Origin of the sequence: Oscillatoria sp. FACHB-1407 (genome assembly GCF_014697545.1) — a bacterium.
Lineage (GTDB): Bacteria > Cyanobacteriota > Cyanobacteriia > Elainellales > Elainellaceae > FACHB-1407.
Map to the genome: position 1 here is coordinate 45,362 of NZ_JACJSA010000025.1, position 20,204 is coordinate 65,565.

A 20,204-nucleotide genomic window follows, 5' to 3' on the forward strand; every position below is an offset into this window, starting at 1 on the left:
TACCTGATTCCCTGCTAAACACGTCCATGGTACGAATTTTGCTGGTTGAGGACGAACGGATCATTGCCAGAGACATTCGGCTGTCGCTCGAAAACTTAGGCTACACGGTGGCTGCGATCGCCAGTTCAGGTGAGGAAGCGATCGCCAAAGCAGCCGAACTTCAACCCGATCTCATCTTGATGGATATTCGCCTTGAGACTGAGATGGATGGCATCCAAGCTGCTGCTCACATCTGGAGAGATTTTCAGATCCCGTTCATCTATGCCACAGGCTACTCCGATCGCAGCACCCTGGAACGGGCAAAAGTCACTAACCCATTTGGCTACATTCTCAAACCCATTGAAGAACGAGAGCTATACGTAGCCGTGGAAACGGCTCTCCAACGCTTTCAACTCAGCATTGAGTTGCAACGGCGGGAGGAGTGGCTGACGGCTATTTTACGGGGCATGGGAGATGGCGTGATTGTGGTCAATGCCGATGCTCAGGTGACTTTTCTCAATTCAGTCGCAGAGCAGTTGTTGAGCACTTCTCAAGAAGCGGTTTACAACCACCCCATCAGTGATGTGTTTCAGATAGTGCATGAAGAGACGCTGGCACCTGTTGAGAACCCGGTCATGGCGGCTCTCAACCAGGGTGAGATCAAGGCTTTGCCAGACCACACTCTGTTAATTGCCGGAAACGGGCGAATGATCCCGATCGCCGATAGTGCAGCCCCCTTAAGAGATGAGCACTACACGATTACTGGAGCCGTTTTAGTGTTTCGGGATATCACCGAAAAGCGACAAGCTGAAGAGCGCAGTGCGGCTCTGGCTCTCAACCAGCAATTGCAAAACCAGATGGCTGAAATGCAACGGTTAAATCAGCTCAAAGATGACTTTTTGAGCACCGTTTCGCATGAGCTTCGCACGCCACTTGCCAACATTAAGATGGCAGTCCGAATGCTGGAAGTAATCCTGAACCAGCCAACTCAACATCCCTCTCATCAGAAAGAGCGGACAGACCGATATCTGCAAATTTTGCAGGATCAGTGCGATCGCGAACTGAATCTGGTGAATGACCTGTTGGATTTTCAGAAGCTCAGTGGAGATACCTACAACATTCAACTCACAACCGTTCCCCTGGCGGAATGGATTCATCAGCTAACTGAGGGCTTTCAAGCTCGACTGCACAATCGCCAACTAACTCTGCATACGCAACTGGCACCTGATCTACCCGCGATCGCCGTTGACATCGTTGCACTCGATCGCATGGTCACCGAACTCCTCAACAACGCCTGCAAATATAGCCCTCCCGGTGAACAAATTGTGATTACCATTGCCCCTGTTGAATCTCAGATTCAGCTGGATATTTGCAATACCGGAGTTGAGATTGCGCCAGACGAGTTTGATCGCATTTTTGAACCGTTCTATCGCATTCCTCAGAGCGATCGCTGGCGGCAGGGGGGAACGGGCCTGGGTTTGTCCCTGGTGAAAAAACTGGCAACGGTTTTGGGGGGAAGCATTCAGGTTGAGAGCACGCCAAATCAGACCTGCTTTACGTTGCGGCTACCGCTACAGCCCCAGGAGACTTCCCCCAGTTGAGGGCTTACTGATAGACCAGAGGTTGACAGGGAATGGCATTGGGCAGATTCAACATCTCGCCCAGTGAAAAGCCGACAAATGGATTTTTGGGGATCGGCACCTCACCCGTCGCTATCCAAAACAGCAATCGTTGCGAATCAAACACTTCCTGGCGCACCACACCATTGGTGGCGATGCTAGCGTTGTCATCGTAGATCGTGGATGGGCTTTCGTTTAACGTAAAGGGATTGATGCGATCGCGCAAAATCTGAATCATGATAGCTGGGTCAATCTTGCCATGGCGAGAATGGGGGCTACCCGGTTCTAACAACTGCTTAAACCGCTCATGCCGAATCACGCTCGACCGACTGGGGGGATCGCGGTCTTCACCCTGCATCTCAGGTGACACAAAGTGATTTGCCATATATAACACTCCATTTGCACCCATTTCTCGGATGCCCATCGACCGAGCAATTAACTCAAACACGCCTGCCTTTCGGGAAACCCCATCGGCAATCAAGATTAGATCGGCTGCCATACGGCGTTGTGACTGCATAAACGCTTTGGCTTCTTCATAGCTATTTGCCTTTCGCAAAATGTGGGCCATCATCTGCACGTGGCTACGTCCAGTTGTCGCGAGCTTTGTGATGTTTTTAGGATGAGCCGTATTCAGCCCAATCGTAATCCCAGCAGCATTCATGCCAGAGTTGGGCCATACCACACCTGGCACAGCGATAAATACGTGGGGAATGCCATCGTTGGGCTGGCGAACAAAGACCGTTGGATGCTTCAGCCAATATTCGTTTGGTTTACCGTTGTTATCTAAACTGCGCCCGTGATAAAGACGACCGTCTTTGGTAGCTTTTCCTGCTGCAATGAACTGTGAGCAGGCAACATCGCTCAATACCCCCTGGGGAAACCCTGCCCCGTCGTTAAAGATACGGGGGAGCGTGTTAGCAAAGTACTCCTGAAACACATCCCCAAAGGCAAACACCAGAGCCGCACTCATCGTCATACCGGTGCCTTTTGCCCCGGCGACTAAGCCTTCACACTCTTCGATGACATCGTTAAAGCAGCGTTTTTTGGCAAAGCTTGCCAGTCCCAAATGCCTTCCTAAAAAACTCACTGCATCCAGTGTTGTTCTAGGTAAGGAATCAATTTCATTACGTAGTAGTGTGCCGTGTTGAAATCCCATCTCATAAGGAGTTCCCTGGAGCCAAACGACTTTGACAATACCCCGATCTTCGCGGTGAGATGCTACAGGTTTCCATCCCTCTCGACGGAAGCGCACGGTTTCAGGCATAGTGAATTTCCCTAAAATTCAGTAGCCCGCATTGTATCCTTGAAGGCAATGAGTTGAGGGAAATTGCTACAAATTCGTTAACCTTTGGGAAGGGGAGTGGACGGGTAAAGGAGTGGAATTGGGTTTGCCCGGTTCTTGAAGTTGTGATGACAGGAGAGGCAAGTGAACGGTGAAAGTGCTGCCTTTGCCAAGACCTTCACTCTCAACCCAGACCGTCCCCCCGTGCATCTCGACTAGATGACGGACGATCGCCAACCCTAAACCTAACCCTCCATGGATTTTGGTAGTACTCATATCGGCTTGACGAAACCGCTCAAAGACATGGGGCAGGAAATCAGGGCTAATACCGATGCCTGTATCAACAATTTGAATCTGAGCCTGGGGTAAGGGGGTGTGATAGAGTGCCAGTTGCCTATCGTCACCAGTCGTGACCCCCGGATCTTGAACCACTGACGGTTGCCCCTCATTAGCCGTAGGTGATTGATGATTTACGATGGACACCCTGACCTCGATCTGTCCACCGCGATCAGTAAACTTAACGGCGTTGGAGAGCAGATTCCAGATGACTTGTTGCAGGCGATCGGGATCACCCATCACTTGATAGAGGGATGTGCCAAGATCATCGGGTGGTAGATTTGCCGAGGTCAGACCCGCATAGTCGTTGAAACCAGGATCGGGTGAATCGGCTGGCAGGTCTGGCGACGTTAGCTGTAATTGAATCTGTTTGGCGATCGCCGCAGGTCGCACAGCATCGATCGCCGCTTCGATCACCGATGTCAACTCCAGTGGACGAACATTGAGCCGCAGCTTGCCACTGGTGATGCGAGAGACATCCAGCAAATCTTCAATGATGGTCTTTAGCACCTTTGTGTTGCGAAGCACGGTTTCCAGTGCCCGTTTTTCCGTTGACTCATCCAGTTGGCGATGGTTGAGGAGTTGCATCCAACCCAGCATTGCGTTTAGCGGTGTCCGTAACTCATGCGACAGCGTTGCTAAAAACTCATCTTTACTGCGGTTGGCGGCTTCTGCTTTTTCCCGATCTTGCTGAGCCGTGCGATAGAGTCGTGCATTATCAACCGCTAAAGCGGCTCGACGAGCTAACTCCATTGCCAAAGTGAGATCAGTCTGGTTGTAGTGCTGCCCAGACTCAGCATAGATAAACGAGATAGCCCCCAGAATCTGCTCCTGGGTTGCAAGCGGCACAATCATGGCAGAACTAAATCCAACCTCGCGCAGGGCTTCCAGGTGTTCTGCATCCCGTGCCGACGCCTCCAGTAGTGCATCTGAAATGTAGGGATAAAGCTCCGGTCGCCCAGTCCGCAAGACCTGAGCCACACCACGCGGTTGTTTAGGGTCAAATGGATACTTTTGATTGAGCTTTTGTGCCCAGGCTACCTTTTCAGGATTCACATGGGCGATCGCCAGTGGTTGTACTGTTCCATCTTCCTCCAACATATGCACCGTACACCAATCCGCCAAACGGGGAACCGTCAACTGCGCCACACTGATCAGCGTGGTTTCATAGTCAAGGGAACTGCTGAGCAGATTACTGACCTCCGCCAGATAACGCTGTGTCTCCTCGGCATATTTGAGATCGCTGATATCAATACAACTGCCGATGTAGCCCAAAAACTCACCATCGGGAGTGAATCGGGGCACCCCCTTATCGAGCATCCAGCGATAATCTCCATCGTGTCGCTGCAACCGATAATCCATGGAAAAGGGTTGTCGTGCATCAAACGCCGCTCTGTAGGTTTTGAGGTAATACTGGCGATCGTCTGGGTGTATTCCTGTGATCCAACCGTTACCCATTTCCTGCTCTAATGTCCGTTCTGTGAAATCGAGCCAGGTCTTGTTGAAATAGTTGTGTTGTTGATCAACTCCCGACATCCACACCAACATCGGTGCGGTATCTGCCATCATCCGAAAGCGGGCTTCGCTCTCTCGCAGCGCATCCTCAGCCGATTTGCGATCGGTGATGTCGAGATTAAAGCCGATCACCCGAATGGGTTCACCGGTGCGATCGCGTTCAATTCGTGCCCGATCCCACACATAGCGGTATTGCCCATTGCGGTGACGAATCCGGTATTCCACAGCAAAGCCCGTATCACCCTTAGCAAATGCCTCCCGGTTGGTCTGACGTAAATCCGCCTGATCATCTGGGTGAACTAATTGATACCACCAGTCGGGTGACGGATCTGCCTCTTCGGGGTCATACCCGATCAGATCTACCAGTCCCTGCGTGCGTTCGATCAAATTAGTTTTAGAGTTCCACTCATACACCAGACCCTTTACGGTTGATGTCGCTAACTCAAACCGCTCTTTGATGCGTTTTAGATGTTCTTCACTGTCGCGTAACTGATCCAGGCTTTGCTCCGCTTGTCGCTTGGCGTCCCGCAATGAAGCACTGACAAAACCAATCAGCCACAATACCGCAACAAATATGACCAATCGAAAGGCACTGCTACCATTCGGCAGTGCATAGGTGTGTCGAGGCTCAAAGAAGAAGTATCGGCTGATCACACCTGCCAACAGAACGGAGACAAGCCCTGATTTATGCCCACCATAAAAGGCACTAAAGAGAGGAACCAGATAGAATAAAACCAAAACTGTTGGTTGTAGCAAAGACTCCAGGCTCAGCGTTAGTATCAGTGCTACCAAAACGCTTAAGAGCGCAATTCCATAACCATACAGCTTTCTCACATTGACTCTGTTCGGCACGTATACCCGAATATACTTTTAAGAATTTGACAATGTTAGCGTATGGTAACAATTTGAGCATTCCTCTTAAGACAGAGATTGTCAAGAACTTAGAGTCTTTTCTGCGGCTTGTTTTAAGACGTCTTCCATCCAGGAATTAATGCTCTTTTTCGTTTTTGCAGCAGCAAGATAAATGGCTCGATGCACTTCTGGTGTTGTCCGAAAGGGTAATTTACCTGAAAAGGGTTTGTCTGGCTTTTGTCCAATCTCAGCACAAAATTTGATGTAGGCATCGACGGACTTATGAAATTCCTTCTCCAGTTTTTCAACTGTGTCTCCTTCAAAGGTCACGACATCTTTGATGCCTAAGATCTGCCCATGTAGCGTCTTAGACTCTACGTCTATTTTGATGTCTGATGTATACCCTTGATAAGTCAACATTATGTTATCAACATCACTTTAAAGATTGGAAGTTGTTTAATGAACTCAAGGGCATTCTTTAACAGAGGAGACGGGAGCCAAGTATGGAATCAGCACGTTACTGTAATCTTCACTTGGAAGATATTTAGAGACTGATTAATCCTTCAATTGTTTACCTTTTTCAAAAAATAATCAAGTTATTCCTCTTTCAATTAGAGTTGTGTACTGCACTCCCAACAAAAATGCTAGAGGTCTGTTGTTAAATTCCACCACTGTGCTGTTTCCCTCCTGACGAATCGAGAGTTGTTTGTGAGACGTGTCCATTGGTAGAACAATGCGATCGCTACCCATCTGAAAATCCTCAACAACACTGATGCCATTGGAGTTGAGCATGAAGCGATCGCCACCACTACCGCCATTCAAAACGTTCTCACCTGTGCCACCATCCAATAGGTCATCCCCATTCCCACCAACTAGGCGATCGTCACTGGAGCCACCCAATAGGGTGTCATTACCGCTTTCACCCCTCAGAATGTTGTCTCCACTTAAACCTTGCAGAGTATTGTCACCATCCTGACCATTGATCACATCCGCTGAGTTATTGAAGCCTTTGACATCGTTATCCAGACTGTTTAGAGAAGTGACTGTATTGGTGCCAAGAACCTCATCACGAGTCCATTCTGCGTTGAAGATATCGAAACTATCCTGAAGGCTGTTTTGACCATCAAACAAGGCATTGTCAAGAGGAATTCTTCTTCCACCTACATCAATGAAGAAGCTATCCAGGTTCTCTAAAGTAAGATCTTTGAGTGTAACTTTTGTATTTGCTACTTCCTCAAAAGCCACTACTAAATCATTGCCTTCTTGAGTCAACACCATATTCTGAGCCGTTAAATCTGCTCCTTCAACTTTTAGTGTGTCAACTTCACTAATGACTAACTCTAGTAGCTTTGTGCCTTGTCCCACACCACCAAAATCTTCAATGACAAGTGACTCACCTGTTTCTACCGTAACGGTGTGGTTTCCAGTAGAATTGTTGACCACAACGATTTTCTTCCCTAGATCAGTTCTGTCGCCAAGGTCAGAATGCTCATCCCCAAGACTGCTTCCGCGACCTCCAGTTTTAGAATAGTCCTTCTCCACATCAGGAGCATTGTCTTTTGGTAGAGACAGCACTGTACTTTCAGGTGCTCCCCTCAATGGCAGAGAGGATAAACTTACATTCAGCAACCCGTTAAAATCTAGAACCTGATTTAGAAATTCAGATAGTAGATAGAAAAGAAGAAGAGTATTCGCACTCTGCCTTGTCCAATCCTCTTTGTCGTGTGGCAGGGATTGCAATCGTTCCTTACCAGAAGAGGGAATTGGAGGTTCTTCCCAATCCTCAAATGATTCAATCAGTTCGGGAGCCCATTGAATAATGAACTCAGTACTTGATTGGTGAGTGAAATCCGGTTCCGCTTGACGACTGGCTTCAGCTTCCATGAGAATATCTTTTGGAAGAAGTTTCTCGAAATCAGTTCGTTGTAACAGTTCATCTGGTGTCAAGACATTACAAGAAGCTGCAGCAATATCTTGAACCCAGAGGGTATATTGTGATGGAAAGTGAGTCAGAATTTGCAGAGTATTTTGAGGGGCTGCCGTTAATTCCCTTAACCAAATATATTCTGCGTGTTCAAGAGCGTTACGAACGTCTCTATCAATTACTATATAACCTTGTGGAAGCCATCCCCATTGACGTAAATCATCAATAAACTGCCTTGCTGCATTTTCACCTTCATACTGCTGAATAACAGCATAAACATAGTCTACGGTTGCTTTAACAACAGTAACTTCAATATTGTCATTAGCTTCAAGACTACGAAAAGCTTGTTGCGATTTTCTAAACAGTTTTTCAATACTCAAACCAATTCCTATCCCCACATAGGAGTAGAAGGGAATAAGTACATCACTTACGACAAGAATAGAGAGTTTGCTATCCACTCCTGACAAACCTTTTTACACGAAACTGCCTGCGATTCATCTAAGCCTCAGAGGATGTTTGAGAAGTATATCCCTCAATACTTATTGTCTTTTTATTAGTTGAAGAACTAATTTCTTCACTGGGAATGCGGCGATTGACAAAGCTGGCATCTGGATCAATCAATAGAGTATTGAGTCTTTCTACAACTTGGATAATCGCATCTGGCTCATCATTCAAGTATGGTTTAATTGACTCCAGAGCACTTGATAAATCCTCAATAGAATTGAGGAAACGCATAATTGCGACAGGATCTCTGTGCTTCAAAAAAGGTTCAACTGCTGCTACAAACTTGTCTAGAAAATCCAAATGATCAATCAATCTTTGAACCGCTAGAGGGATCTTCTTTCCTTCATGAGAATCAGGTGAATTGGGCTGACGTTTATTTGATCCACAAAAACTCAAATATGCGTCAATTGACTTACGAAATTCTCTCTCAACTTCTTTAGGTGTCTCACCTTCAAAGGTAATAAGATCTTTAATACCAAGCACCCTACCGTGAAAAAATCCGGCTTCCGTATCCAACTCAATCGCGGCAATGTAATTTTTATACGTCAGCATAGTTAATCACAGTTCTATTTCAATATCCATCAAGAATTCTTGTAAATCTCTAATAGTAGATTGGCTAGCATTCCTTTGTCTTTTACGACGATGAAGAACCCCACACTTGACTTCTGGATTATGCTGAATTAGAACAAATACTCTATCGTCATTTTCGCTGACTTTTCCAATGGTTTTTAATAAATCAAGAATGTCTGACCAAGCAATATCAGAACGTAGAGGACTTTGACAAATTTTGTCGAGAGTGCTTTTCTGCTTATTATTCAAAGTAATTCGCCTCTCTTTATCCGATTCAGATTGAGAATCAGTATCTTTCATACTCAAATCTTCTAGTGGCTGTGTCTCCCCAAGCTTATTCAGTAGAAACTTCCATACTTTACTTACTTGCTGTAACTCCCAAAGTCCGTTTGGGAATTTTAGTATTGTATCTATTAAATTGTGTGATGCTGAGTAAGGTAAATACATTTATTGCTCCCATAACTGAGACAAGTTCTATTGCAAAAAATCGATGCTTTACTTCTAGCTACGATATAGTCAAGCTGCTTGTCTAACCAACAAAGTGTAAGCAGAATGATTGCGGAAGTTTTTATAGATGAAGACACAAAGTTGATATAGGCTCCTATTTAGGTCGCTTCATTCTTTAATGAAGCGACCTAACTTGCCCTAGTCTACAACTTGATTAAGAGAGAAGCGTAGAAGTTACAGATCCTTAGGGTTCAAATGTTGCATCAACATCTTGAGCGATGAGCAAGCCTTTCTTATATAGAAGACTTGGAGTATCGGAACCCTCTGAGTCAGTATTTATCTCAACAGCAAGAGACACTGACCACGGAAACAGCATTGTGATTCGCACTGGAGCACCTTGCCATACCACAAACGCAAGTGCAGCGGACAAAGGAAATGTCAGAGCAAAACAGCTCAACCATATACCTTGCCTCGTAAGACTTTGATCATTCCTCATAAACCAATCCTCCTGGATTACTAATGCTTAGCTTGGCAGCTTAAGCAGCATCATAAACCATATTTTTTGGAGAAAGCAATACCTCTCCAGCTGTTTACATCGAAAAAACTGAAGAGGTGTAGTAAGAAATTTAGTTAGAAGAGGAATCAGAATCAAACCAATCTAGAAAATCAAGCTGCCAAGCAGATAATCCGTAAAAGTAGTTTGAGTCCTAGAATCAACTCTTACACTGATATCATAACGTGATATCAAAAAAAGTCAATACCGTAAAACGCTACCATATCTAGATAAACCATCTGCCAAGAAAGCCGTAAAAACACTACACTTCCGTCATTTTTCTCGAAGTGATCCCTAACTCAAATTCAGACCACTAGAAAGAATCAAGCTGCCAGCTAGACTATCCAGGGAGAAAAGGTAAATACTAGACCTTCACGGGTTGACTTACGCCGATACCGCGTAATGATATCACATATAAAATGATATCGCATAGTGATATCAAATCAGATTTGCCAAAAGATTATCTAGAGAAAACAGAGAACCTTGACTACAGAGCTTGACCAAACAACGCCACAGTAAAATATTATACTTCGGTATCATTTCTGCTAACCTAAATTGTACTCTGTTTGAAAAGTTCAATCGAATAACACAAGCGATCGCCCCTTGATAACGCTTCTCCACAGACGATGGGGCGGTTGCCAGAGCTATAAGCGGTGTGACAATAGACCAACAACGGATCACCCAATGGCACATCGAGATATTCACTGGTTTCGTAGTTAGCGCGGGTGCATTCCAAAATTGCGTCTACTCGTTCCACTGGAACACCATGTTGTTCTAATGTGGGAAATGTCATTTGACGTTGCAGATCGTCCGCGTATTTTTCCCCTAAATCCTTGAGGATATAGGTAATATCAACTGCAACCGGAATATCATTGATCAATAGCAATTTCTTCTGCAAATAAACAGTTGTTTGATGCGGGAGTAGCTGTAATTTCTGTCGCACTTCAACAGGTGCATCAACGGCTTCAAATACTAAATTTTGAATTGAACTATTGACCCCCTGACGCAACATATCTTCCTCAAAAAACACCATGGGGCTAGAGAGGGTATAGGTGACTTTGCGTTGTTCCTTGACAAATACGCCCTTACCCCGATGAGAAGAAACCAAACCCTGGTTGACGAGATTGGCGATCGCCCGTCTTACAGTAATCCGACTCACCTCAAACACTGACATCAATTGGTGCTCACTGGGAAGCTGTTCTCCCGGTTGTAATTCACCATTGGTAATTTTTTCTCGCAGTTGCTCTGAGATGATCAGATGAAGGGGGAGTTGCATTGAGTTGGTTCAGAGAAATATAACTGAATTGGCTATGAATTCTGATCTAGCTTAACCCAACTCTTTGACAGACTCTCGTTAACCTGAGTCACCTATGGAGCTTTCAATGAAGCCATGAAACTAACTAAACAACTCGCTTTTTTCATCGTTGGACTCTTGGTAACCTGTGTCATAGCTGTTTCTTGTACTGGCTCTCAAACCGTGACGTCTCAAACCGCGACATCTCAAACGACTCCAGGGGCAGAAGTTGCCCCTCCCCGGTTTGCCGAGAGTTGTTTGACCCCTGAGATTGCCCAGCGTCCGATATGGGAGTGCTATGAGGTTATCGTTACCGGGGATGAACATCAGGAGGTGATGATCCAACATGCGAGTGGTGAGGCTCATAAAGTACTAACCTTTCGCGATCGCGACCAAACTAAATTTCGCTTTACACCAACCCAAAAGGGCGTTTGGACATTTAGTACTGGAGGCGAGATTGACATCAATGGCGATCGCCCCGACTACGCGAAAGGGTTTGTTGCAGGTCAAGATACTAAGTGGATTCGTACGGCTACAGGTGAGGCGTTTGTACCGCAGTATGTCATGTATGAGAAACCTGATATTGATCAAGGACTGGATAAATTTATCGATGGTCATGGCTTCACCGGGTTTCACATTCGCAATTTGCGTGATTTTTTGAGTGACCCTAACTATTTTGAAGCCGTCGTCCTCAAAACCTATCGACGCGGCGGAGTGACTCACTTTTGGATCTGGGGTGATGCGGCTCGTGGTCAAACCCCAAAAGACTATGAAGTCGATGTAGATCGACTATACACGGAAATCGCTGCCCGTTTGTCGCCTCTACCGGGATGGACGTTGGGTTATGGTTTTGATTTGTTTGAATGGGCAAAAGCCGAGGAAATTGAAGAGTTGCGCGATCGCTTCCGTAAAGATAGCAGCTATGTGCATCTAATCGGCGCACGCGGACACAAAAATGAATATGAGGAGATTAGCTCTAATCTCGACTATGCTTCTTGGGAGTGGCATCGACCCACCTATGAGGACTATCGAGAACACCTGGAAAAGTCCAATAATCGCCCCACGTTTTCTGAAGATCGGTTTCGCATTCGGGTTTCTGATGACTTTGCTGACAAAGATTACAACCCAGAGTTGACCCGCCGAGGTTTATGGAATTCGGCGATCGCTGGAGGAGTCGCTAACATCTGGGGACACCGCCCTGAAGGCAAAGAATTTTCGGAACCCTATCCCAATCAAGACGCGATTAAGACCTATAGCACCTTTGTTAGCAAGCTGTTTACCGTGGGCATGCAAGTTGATGATGCTTTGAGCAACACTGGTCACTGTTTGCGGGATGGAGAAACCCAAGCCTTTTGCTATGTTGAAGATGCTGACCGTGTGACACTCAACCTCAGCCCAATGCAGGCTCCACTACGAGTATTTGCAGTCGATACGAAAGCAGCCTATAAGGAAGTTGATATTCCCGCAGCAGGTGAAACGATAGAGTGGCAAGCTCCTGACTCATCTGATTGGGCGATCGCTGTCATGAGCCAATAAGAGGCAGTTAGCTGCTTGGGCAGTTGTTGTATAGCCCGTAGCCACGTTAAAACTTGCAAGAGTAGAGCGATCGCCCCTTGTTAAAATTCTGATATCTCCCGCCCATGTAAAGAAGAGCAGAATTGAGGATCTGGAGAGGCACACTCCAATTGATAAAGTCGCTCATTATGAAATAAAGCAGAAAATTCTGTGCCATAACGCATAGTCCATGTGTAAGCACTTAGCTCTGGGATTGGTGTTCCACACATTTCACTTGGACATGCTGCCAGATCTCGTTTCGGATTTCTAACTCCATCCGACCCAAATATTTCCCTGACTTCTGCGTAGGTCAAGAGAGTGTCGCGATCGAGTTGTGCTTGTCTCGCCCTTTGATAAGCTTCTATAGCAACCCTAAACGATTTGTGAAAGTGCCCGCCCATCGGGCGGGCACTTTCACAAATCACCTTTTTCACAAATCAGATAGGACTGCTATATCAAAGCTGAATCTCTATCCTGACAGCCCAGAATAAACATCATTAACACAACTACTAATGATGCTTTGCGATAGTTTTTGTGAGGCGATCGCTTGTCTGAGGTTTGTGTGTACAAGGGTTGCAGCAGAACCATTGGCAGAACCATTGGATGAGTCAATAGAGTAATGCTTGTGTCCTACTACAGTACTCCTTCTCGGAAGGGGATGAAATTATTTTCTAAGAACGAAATAGGTTAGTTTGTCTAAGGATTGTGAATTAAATAAAATCGCCAAATTGTCGGTAGGGGCGTGGCATTTGGTAGACAATCTGGGCAACTCTGGCAGAGATTTCTGCCCAAATGCCGCGCCCGTACGAGATGTTATCTAATTTAATTGCCATTCTTAAGAGCCGTTATAGCGCGATCGCCTCCAGAAGCGAACTCCTTTGCATCGATAAACTTTGCTCTAGGGTTTCAAGCGAGTGCTTTGCCGTGTGCAATTCCAGCGTTTCGCTAGTTTGCAGGGTATGTCGCCAGACGAGCACCGATAGGGTTTCAATGCGGGCAGGTGCAGCACAGTTTGACGCGAGAGAGGGCAACGAGAAGGGAGGTTTGGCGATCGCAATCTGAGATAGTTGGACGATATCCAGATCGTGAGGCAACTGCACCGAGACGAGCCAGGGAAACTGTTTCACCCAGACACGCTGATCTTTTGTTACCGAATGCAACATGGATTCTAGATCGTTGGGTTCACCCAACCAACGAATCCGAAAGTTACTCTCACACAGGCGCAAAATGGAGCAGGGAGTATGGTCTAGCTCTGTCTCAAACGACTGAAACGGAGCAATGCGATCGCACCCGTCACCAAACAGGGTTTTCATGACCTGCAAGCCATCTATTCCGGCGATGTCCCATAGCAAATTGGTGTGAACTGAAGGGTTACTCATGATCGGACGCGGCTCTTAGTGGGGTCATAGGCAGCGAGGGTGCCAACAGTGGCTCTGACACGACGAACCATGCCATCGACAAAGCCAACTTCTAAAACGGTTCCGGGTTCGGCATATTCCGGTGTGATTTGTGCCAGGGCGATGCTGCGATTGAGGATGGGTGAGAAGGCCGCACTGGTAATCGTGCCGACGCGCCACCGTTCGCCACTGGGATGAACGCACTGCCCCCCGGCAGCAACTTCATTGCCTTCCAGCACCAGACCAACGGTGACTCTGGGGGGATGCTCGCGAATCTTTTCTAATGCCGCTTTGCCGATGAAATCAGGCTTTTTCATCGCCACAGCCCAACCAATTCCGGCTTGATAGGGCGAGGTCAGGTCATCAAATTCGCGTCCCGCAGCAAGCAGTCCAGCTTCAATGCGGGCGCGATCGAGAGCCAACATACCCATCGGTTGCAGTCCGACGGGTGCGCCTGCGGTCATGAGTGCATCCCAGAGCGCAATGCCGTGGTCAGGGTGGACGAACAATTCGTAGCCCAACTCCCCGGTGTAGCCTGTGCGGGAGATCAGAACCGGAATGTTGGCAACGGTTCCCGTAGCAAAGTGGAAATAGGGCAGATCGTCGATGGTCAACGGGGCAAACTGCGGATCAAAGTGGGTGAGCGATCGCAAAATTTGCCGCGATAACGGACCCTGAATCGCGAGATTGTGAAGCAGATGGCTACAGGGCTGAATCTCAACTTCAAAGCTCTGTTGGGTTGCAACTCGCGTCAGCCACTCCGCATCACTGTCGCAGTTCCCAACATAGCGATAGTGCAACTCTCCCAAGCAAAAGACAATGCCATCATCGACAATGCCTCCATGCGGATTGAGCAGACATCCATAAGCCGATTGCCCTACTTTGAGCTTACTGACATCCCGTGAAAAAGCAAGTTGCAGCAGGCTGAAGGCATCTTTTCCAGTCACATCAAACTTACGAAGAGCAGACAAATCGAGCAATACAGCCCGTTCTCGCAATGCCCAGTATTCATCCTGAATGCCGTGATTGGTAAAGCTGTTCGGCACCCAAAAGCCGTTGTATTCCACCAGGTTGTTAGTTAACTGCTGAATCTGGGGGGTAAAGGCACTGGGTTGAGTTAGCCGCAGGGGAGCCGTTGCGGAGGCACGTCGTCCGATCGCCCTGGGAATGTCAGCTTCAGCTTCATACACCCGGATCAAAATGGGAGTCGGATTCCAACCATTCACCGGATCGATATCATCAGCACACGAAGAATTGGCGCAGAGCAAATCCCGCTGAGCACGCAACAGCACATAATCTCCGGGACGTGACCATGCTTCGCCACCCGCAATCACCCCTGTCTCTTCAACGGCAGTGTTGTAGAAGAAATTGATCGCACTCCAACCAGGACGAGGCGCAATGCCGTAAGGCTGCAACACCTGATTGAAGTTGTCGCTGCAACTGGGATGACCGGGATAGCCCAGATCTTCGTAATAACGAGCCGTACACGCCAGCAAAAAGCTGTCATGGCGATTGCAGGTGTCCTGAATCACCTCTAGCATTGGCTGCATTTTTTGGGAAAAGTATTTGCCGTGCAATCCCGCTATAGGCATCGACAAGCCGTTAAGCGTGCGAGTGACAGTTGGGTCAATTTCCTCCTGGTACTGCTCCCCCGCAAAGGCAACCAGATCCGAACACTGACACCCCTCCACATCCAGGATTTGGATGTACTGCCCTGCTTTTACCGAGTAGGCGATCGCCGTTCCACCCTCAATCCAATACTCGGCAACGACCTGTCCAAGCGGTGAAGGGAGTATGTCAGGTTGTTTGGTTTCGAGAAGCATGAGGGGGAAGTGGGGAGTAAGGGAGTAGGGAGTGGATGGGTGAGTGGAGAGTGGGGAGTGGATGGGTGGGTGAGGGGTGGATGGGAAAGTGAGACGAATGACTACTGACCATCAATCATCAACCATCAACTATTGACCGTTGACTACTGACTATTGACTACTGACCATCAACCATCAACTATTGACCGTTGACTACTGACTATTGACTACTGACCATCAACCATTGACTACTGACCATTGACCGCTAATCAAAAACAATCAGGATTCCAAAACTACAACCTCATCACCTCGTCGAATCGTGCCGCCCTGCACCACACTGGCATAGATACCAACATTGCCCTGATTGTGTTGCATCACGGTTTTCAGAATGTTCAGATCATTAGGCAACTCACTTTGAGCCATCGTCGTCATCACACAACGACCGCAAGGCTTTGTCACACTGAGACGCACGTCATCCCCGATCGCCAACGTCTTACCGACCCAATCGTTCTCCACAAATCCCGTTGCGCCGTTCGTTGGCTGCACTACTAAGTTAGGGCGAAAGCGACGTGGCTCAAATCGAGAATCGGTTGCAAATGTCTGGAGTTGATTCAGAGTTGCTGTAGTGAGCAGATGCAGTGTAGCCGCATCAAAAAAGGTGTTGGGTCGAATGGAAATATCGGTGATTTGGTCTTGATCGGGTAATCCGTCGATGTCGGGAGTGTACATCTCGATGCTCGGCTCTGCGGGGGCAACGGTTTCTAACTTAACGGGTTGCCCAAATGCCTGCGAGAGAACTTCATTCACCTCAGCCGCATCGCTGAGAACAACGGTGCCATCGGGCAACGTAATTTTGACCTTTGAGGATTCCTCTAAAGCAGCGCGACAGTCAAACATCTTGCCCCACTTGCGCGGCGACTTGGCACTGATGGTTTTGCCATGGCTATCGAGCAACGCATAGGTGCGATCGCCCCATAGTCCCTCTTCTGTGACGAGAGAAGCATTTAGCTCCTCCCCCAACATTGACTTAACTGGATAACGCCACAGCGACACGACAGTGCCCACAGTTGCTTTGGTCATGCTCCCTCCTGATACCTGTGCGATCGGTGATGGCTAATGATACTGGAGTTTGGGCAGTGTGAGGAGACATGATTAATCACGTTTCCTCACTAATCTCCATATTAATCGCTGAAAATTCAGGGGTTAGAAACGCGATTAATTGTGTTCTTACACACTCCTTACACGGTACTGGTCACTAGTGGTTTAGAGGCAGATTCCTGTGCGGCGGCTTGTGCCAATAATTGCTCTGCAAGTTGACGTTTGCCTGCGGCATCCAGTTTTTTCACTTCGTTGTTGAGAACCCGCTCGTTGACGCTTTGGTTCCAATAATCAAGGGATTCAAAGCCCAACAGAGCTAACTTGCCAACAAACTGACGCAACACTTCATTGGTGGGACCCATCACCCAACCCGCTTTGCCATCGCGCAAATAGCGTTCAATTTCCATGTCTTTTTTGAAGCCGGAGCCACCGCAGGCGTGCAACATCTTGTCGCACACATGGGCTACATTCTTCGCAGCGGCAAATTTAATTTGCCAATACCAGGGCAGGTAGTTCGATCGCGGTAGTGCAGTTAGATCGGCGTGAATTGACCAGTCACAGTGGCTAGTTAAATTATCCATCAACTGCCCCATCGACAATGTGAACATGCGGCAGGCATTGGTGTCGATGATAGCTTCCCCAAAGTAGTCCTGAATGGTGGGATAGTCAGCAACACGCATCCCTACATCAACGTGCTTCTTGCGGGTTACATGACGCTTTGCAATGTCGATCGCCCCCATGGCAATACCGTTCCAGCAAGCTGAAGAACAGAGCAAAAAGAAGGGGTCAACAATTTCGTCGTTGGAGGCAGTGCCATCCCCTTTGGGACCCACCATGCGATCGAGGGGAACAGTCACCCCATCGACAAGCAACGTACCGGACTGGTTGCCCCGCAAGCCCAACGCATCCCATTTGTGGGGTTCAGCCGTTACCTCATCGCGATAGATCAGGAAGCATGAGAGATCGGAGTAATTACCATCAAACTCTGGACTGGTCGTCTGCACGATGTACCAGTCGGCGAATCCGGCAGAGGTCGTCCACGACGCTTTTTTAAAGACTTGCCAGGAATCACCCAACTGCTCTGCTCTGGAGGAAACGGGATACCAGAAGTGCGATCCGGTTTCCGGGTCAGAGTAGGAGAGCGTGCCGATGAGAACCTCTTTGTCGAGTCGCTTTAAGAGGTCTTGCAATTCGGGGCTATTGTGCGATCGAAATAAAGCTGCTGCGGTTGCGCCTAAGTGCATCGTGTAGCACATAGCTGTGCTGGGGCAACCATATCGGGCGATCGTTTCCACCACCATGGCAGCACAGACATGGTTTTCGCCTAATCCGCCCCACTCTTTTGGCACAAACAAACCGAGTAAGCCTAACGATGCCAATGTCTCAAAGTTTTTGCGGGGATATATGAGAGTGCGATCGCTTTCAATCGCGTTCGGGCGCAGAACCGTTGCACAAATCTCAATTAACTTCGCCTGCAATGTTTGTTGCTCGGCAGTCAGTGTCCACTGCGGATCAAAATCGTAACCTAAACCCCAATACTCTTCTTGATTCCAAATCTTTGTTGTCATAGAAAGCTGGCTAACTGTGCTGTATGCTTACCGAAATGCTGCCGTCACCAATATATTTTTTGTAGAGTGAAATAGCTTTGCGTTTTCTTCCTAAACTGACTTGTCATAATAACTTGCCAGTTTCCATGAAGAAGATAAACCGCTCGAATATTCAAAATGGTTAATTAGAATACATTTGTCATAACAACTCGAATTTATATTTGCTTCATCTTTAGTTAGTGTTTGAGTTTTGAGATTGCAAACTCCCTATCATTCTCATTGAATTCTTTCTAAACATCAGTTCTAGAAAAGATTTGGGGAATGTTAGGCATCTCCAGAAGAAGCACTCAGTCAGGTAGTTCATCTTGAAGGTCAACGCAAAAGTTGCTCTAGCGTTTGTGATGAACTTCTGTGAACATCCATTTTCTTCTTACTAAGAAATTTTGTCTGAGCTGTTGTCAACCTCTTCTTGATCGTTTAACTAATTGTAAACTGCTGATCGCAATACCCTTCCATAAGCCATGTCTCCCGAAGCACAAGAATTTCTAGGAACATTTGTTTCCGAAAGTTTCTACTACTGGGCTTCTGTCTTCATGCTATTGATCCACGCTGGATTTTTAGCTTACGAAGGCGGAGCCTCCCGAACTAAAAACGTTCTCGCTACGATGGTCAAGAACTTGCTGACCTTAGCCAGCGTTGGTCTGGCGTTTTTCTTTTTTGGTTGGTGGGTTTACAATGCGTTCCCGTTCTTCCCCATCACTGGAGGAATTATGGGACCGTGGACGAATCCAGAAGCGAGCGAAACGGTTGCAGCCGCAATGCCCCTTGTTGAAGCGTCCTATCCCTGGTCACCTGCTTTAGGTCCCAATACGGCGGATCACTTAACAGGTGTTTTCTTCTTCGCCTTTGCCTTGTTCGCCATGACAACTGCTTCTATTCTGTCAGGCGCATTAATTGAGCGAGTCAAGGTAGGTGCTTACCTGATTATGTCAATTGTCCTGGGAGGATTTACCTGGGTTGTTGCCGCTGCTTGGGGATGGAATCCGTTTGGATGGTTCTTCACCGAGTTGGGCTACCACGATTTTGGTTGCTCTGCGGTTGTGCATGGAGTATCTGGTTTCTTTACGTTGGGTGTTTTGCTCAATCTTGGACCCAGAATTGGTAAGTACGATGCGAATGGTAAACCCAGACCCATTCTGCCTCACAACCTGCCTCTAACCATGGTTGGATTAATGCTGATCTTTGTCGGCTTCTATGCGTTTCTGGCAGCCTGTTTGATCTTCTTACCTGGCTACGATGGAGAGTTTACTATTTACGCTACACCCATGACGCTGGCTTCCGTCGGGGTTAACACTACCCTGGCACTAGCGGCTGGTTTGATTGGTGCTTATATCTCATCCAAGAGTGACCCCTTCTTCACCATTTCGGGTGGATTGGCAGGCATTATTTCGGTTGGTGCAGGCATGGACTTGTACCACCCCTCGGTTGTGATCGTCCTGGCGTTTATCGGTGCCTTCTTGATGCCTAAGGTCATCATCGCGATCGAGAAGTTTGGCATTGACGATGCAGTGGGAGCAGTCGGGGTTCACGGTTTCTGCGGTTTGTTTGGCTCTATTGTTACAGGGATTGCGGCGGCTGGTTTCCCGCAGGGCGATGGTATTCCTAACATTAACTTTTTAGGTCAGTTGACTGGTGCATTAATTTGTGTAGTCCTCCTGGGCTTTATTCCTGGGTATGGCGTTAGTTGGCTGTTGAAAAAGTTTAATCTGCTGCGAGTTTCCGCAGATGAGGAAATTGCCGGATTAGATATCGCAGATATGGGTGCTGAGGGTTACCCTGAATACGCAACGATGTCCTTTGTGACAGGTAGTTCTAAGGGCAAATCCGCACAGCCTGCATCTATGAATTCACCTGAGCTTGCAACGGAGTAG

At 47.5% G+C, this 20,204-nt stretch carries 15 protein-coding genes; 3 read left to right on the plus strand and 12 right to left on the minus strand.

What is annotated here, in order from left to right; all coding sequences use genetic code 11:
* The first annotated feature begins 26 nt into the window (after positions 1-26).
* On the plus strand, positions 27-1,580 hold the full coding sequence (locus tag H6G89_RS29035) for a hybrid sensor histidine kinase/response regulator (RefSeq protein ID WP_190513277.1): 1,554 nt from the start codon (positions 27-29) through the stop codon (positions 1,578-1,580).
* Between the two features lie 4 nt (positions 1,581-1,584).
* Here the strand turns inward: H6G89_RS29035 and H6G89_RS29040 are convergent, their stop codons facing one another.
* From H6G89_RS29040 to H6G89_RS29070, 7 genes are all read right to left on the minus strand, one after another.
* Positions 1,585-2,862 (minus strand): C45 family autoproteolytic acyltransferase/hydolase, encoded by a 1,278-nt coding sequence (locus tag H6G89_RS29040; RefSeq protein WP_190513279.1) that lies wholly within the window; start codon positions 2,860-2,862, stop codon positions 1,585-1,587.
* A 66-nt stretch (positions 2,863-2,928) separates the two neighbouring features.
* Positions 2,929-5,565 (minus strand): PAS domain-containing protein, encoded by a 2,637-nt coding sequence (locus tag H6G89_RS35295; protein ID WP_190513281.1) that lies wholly within the window; start codon positions 5,563-5,565, stop codon positions 2,929-2,931.
* 99 nt (positions 5,566-5,664) lie between these two features.
* The gene (locus tag H6G89_RS29050) at positions 5,665-6,003 is read right to left on the minus strand and encodes a type II toxin-antitoxin system HicB family antitoxin (protein ID WP_190513283.1); all 339 of its coding nucleotides are present in this window, start codon (positions 6,001-6,003) and stop codon (positions 5,665-5,667) included.
* Between the two features lie 171 nt (positions 6,004-6,174).
* On the minus strand, positions 6,175-7,887 hold the full coding sequence (locus H6G89_RS29055) for a calcium-binding protein (RefSeq protein WP_190513285.1): 1,713 nt from the start codon (positions 7,885-7,887) through the stop codon (positions 6,175-6,177).
* A gap of 118 nt (positions 7,888-8,005) precedes the next feature.
* On the minus strand, positions 8,006-8,563 hold the full coding sequence (locus H6G89_RS29060) for a hypothetical protein (protein WP_190513287.1): 558 nt from the start codon (positions 8,561-8,563) through the stop codon (positions 8,006-8,008).
* 6 nt (positions 8,564-8,569) lie between these two features.
* Positions 8,570-9,028, minus strand: a complete 459-nt coding sequence (locus H6G89_RS29065; RefSeq protein ID WP_190513288.1) for a hypothetical protein — start codon at positions 9,026-9,028, stop codon at positions 8,570-8,572.
* A gap of 1,103 nt (positions 9,029-10,131) precedes the next feature.
* Positions 10,132-10,857, minus strand: a complete 726-nt coding sequence (locus H6G89_RS29070) for a GntR family transcriptional regulator (protein ID WP_190513290.1) — start codon at positions 10,855-10,857, stop codon at positions 10,132-10,134.
* Positions 10,858-11,058: 201 nt separating this feature from the next.
* Between H6G89_RS29070 and H6G89_RS29075 the strand changes: the two genes are divergently transcribed.
* The gene (locus H6G89_RS29075; protein ID WP_190513292.1) at positions 11,059-12,411 is read left to right on the plus strand and encodes a hypothetical protein; all 1,353 of its coding nucleotides are present in this window, start codon (positions 11,059-11,061) and stop codon (positions 12,409-12,411) included.
* 728 nt (positions 12,412-13,139) lie between these two features.
* Here the strand turns inward: H6G89_RS29075 and H6G89_RS35950 are convergent.
* The 5 genes from H6G89_RS35950 to H6G89_RS29095 all read right to left on the minus strand — a co-directional run bounded on the left by H6G89_RS35950 (position 13,140) and on the right by H6G89_RS29095 (position 18,294).
* Entirely contained in the window at positions 13,140-13,262 is a 123-nt protein-coding gene (locus H6G89_RS35950) for a hypothetical protein (protein WP_255519534.1), read from the minus strand.
* A 12-nt stretch (positions 13,263-13,274) separates the two neighbouring features.
* A complete protein-coding gene (locus H6G89_RS29080; RefSeq protein ID WP_190513294.1) occupies positions 13,275-13,808 on the minus strand; it encodes a hypothetical protein in 534 nt (177 codons plus the stop codon).
* Positions 13,805-15,649: a DUF1989 domain-containing protein gene (locus tag H6G89_RS29085; protein WP_190513296.1), complete on the minus strand. Its 1,845-nt coding sequence runs from the start codon at positions 15,647-15,649 to the stop codon at positions 13,805-13,807. The genes H6G89_RS29080 and H6G89_RS29085 overlap by 4 nt, the downstream gene beginning before the upstream one ends.
* A gap of 258 nt (positions 15,650-15,907) precedes the next feature.
* Positions 15,908-16,708 (minus strand): MOSC domain-containing protein, encoded by an 801-nt coding sequence (locus H6G89_RS29090; RefSeq protein WP_190513298.1) that lies wholly within the window; start codon positions 16,706-16,708, stop codon positions 15,908-15,910.
* A 158-nt stretch (positions 16,709-16,866) separates the two neighbouring features.
* Positions 16,867-18,294: an acyl-CoA dehydrogenase family protein gene (locus tag H6G89_RS29095; RefSeq protein ID WP_190513301.1), complete on the minus strand. Its 1,428-nt coding sequence runs from the start codon at positions 18,292-18,294 to the stop codon at positions 16,867-16,869.
* Positions 18,295-18,794: 500 nt separating this feature from the next.
* On the opposite strand from H6G89_RS29095, the gene H6G89_RS29100 reads away from it, so the two are divergent.
* On the plus strand, positions 18,795-20,204 hold the full coding sequence (locus tag H6G89_RS29100) for an ammonium transporter (protein ID WP_190513303.1): 1,410 nt from the start codon (positions 18,795-18,797) through the stop codon (positions 20,202-20,204).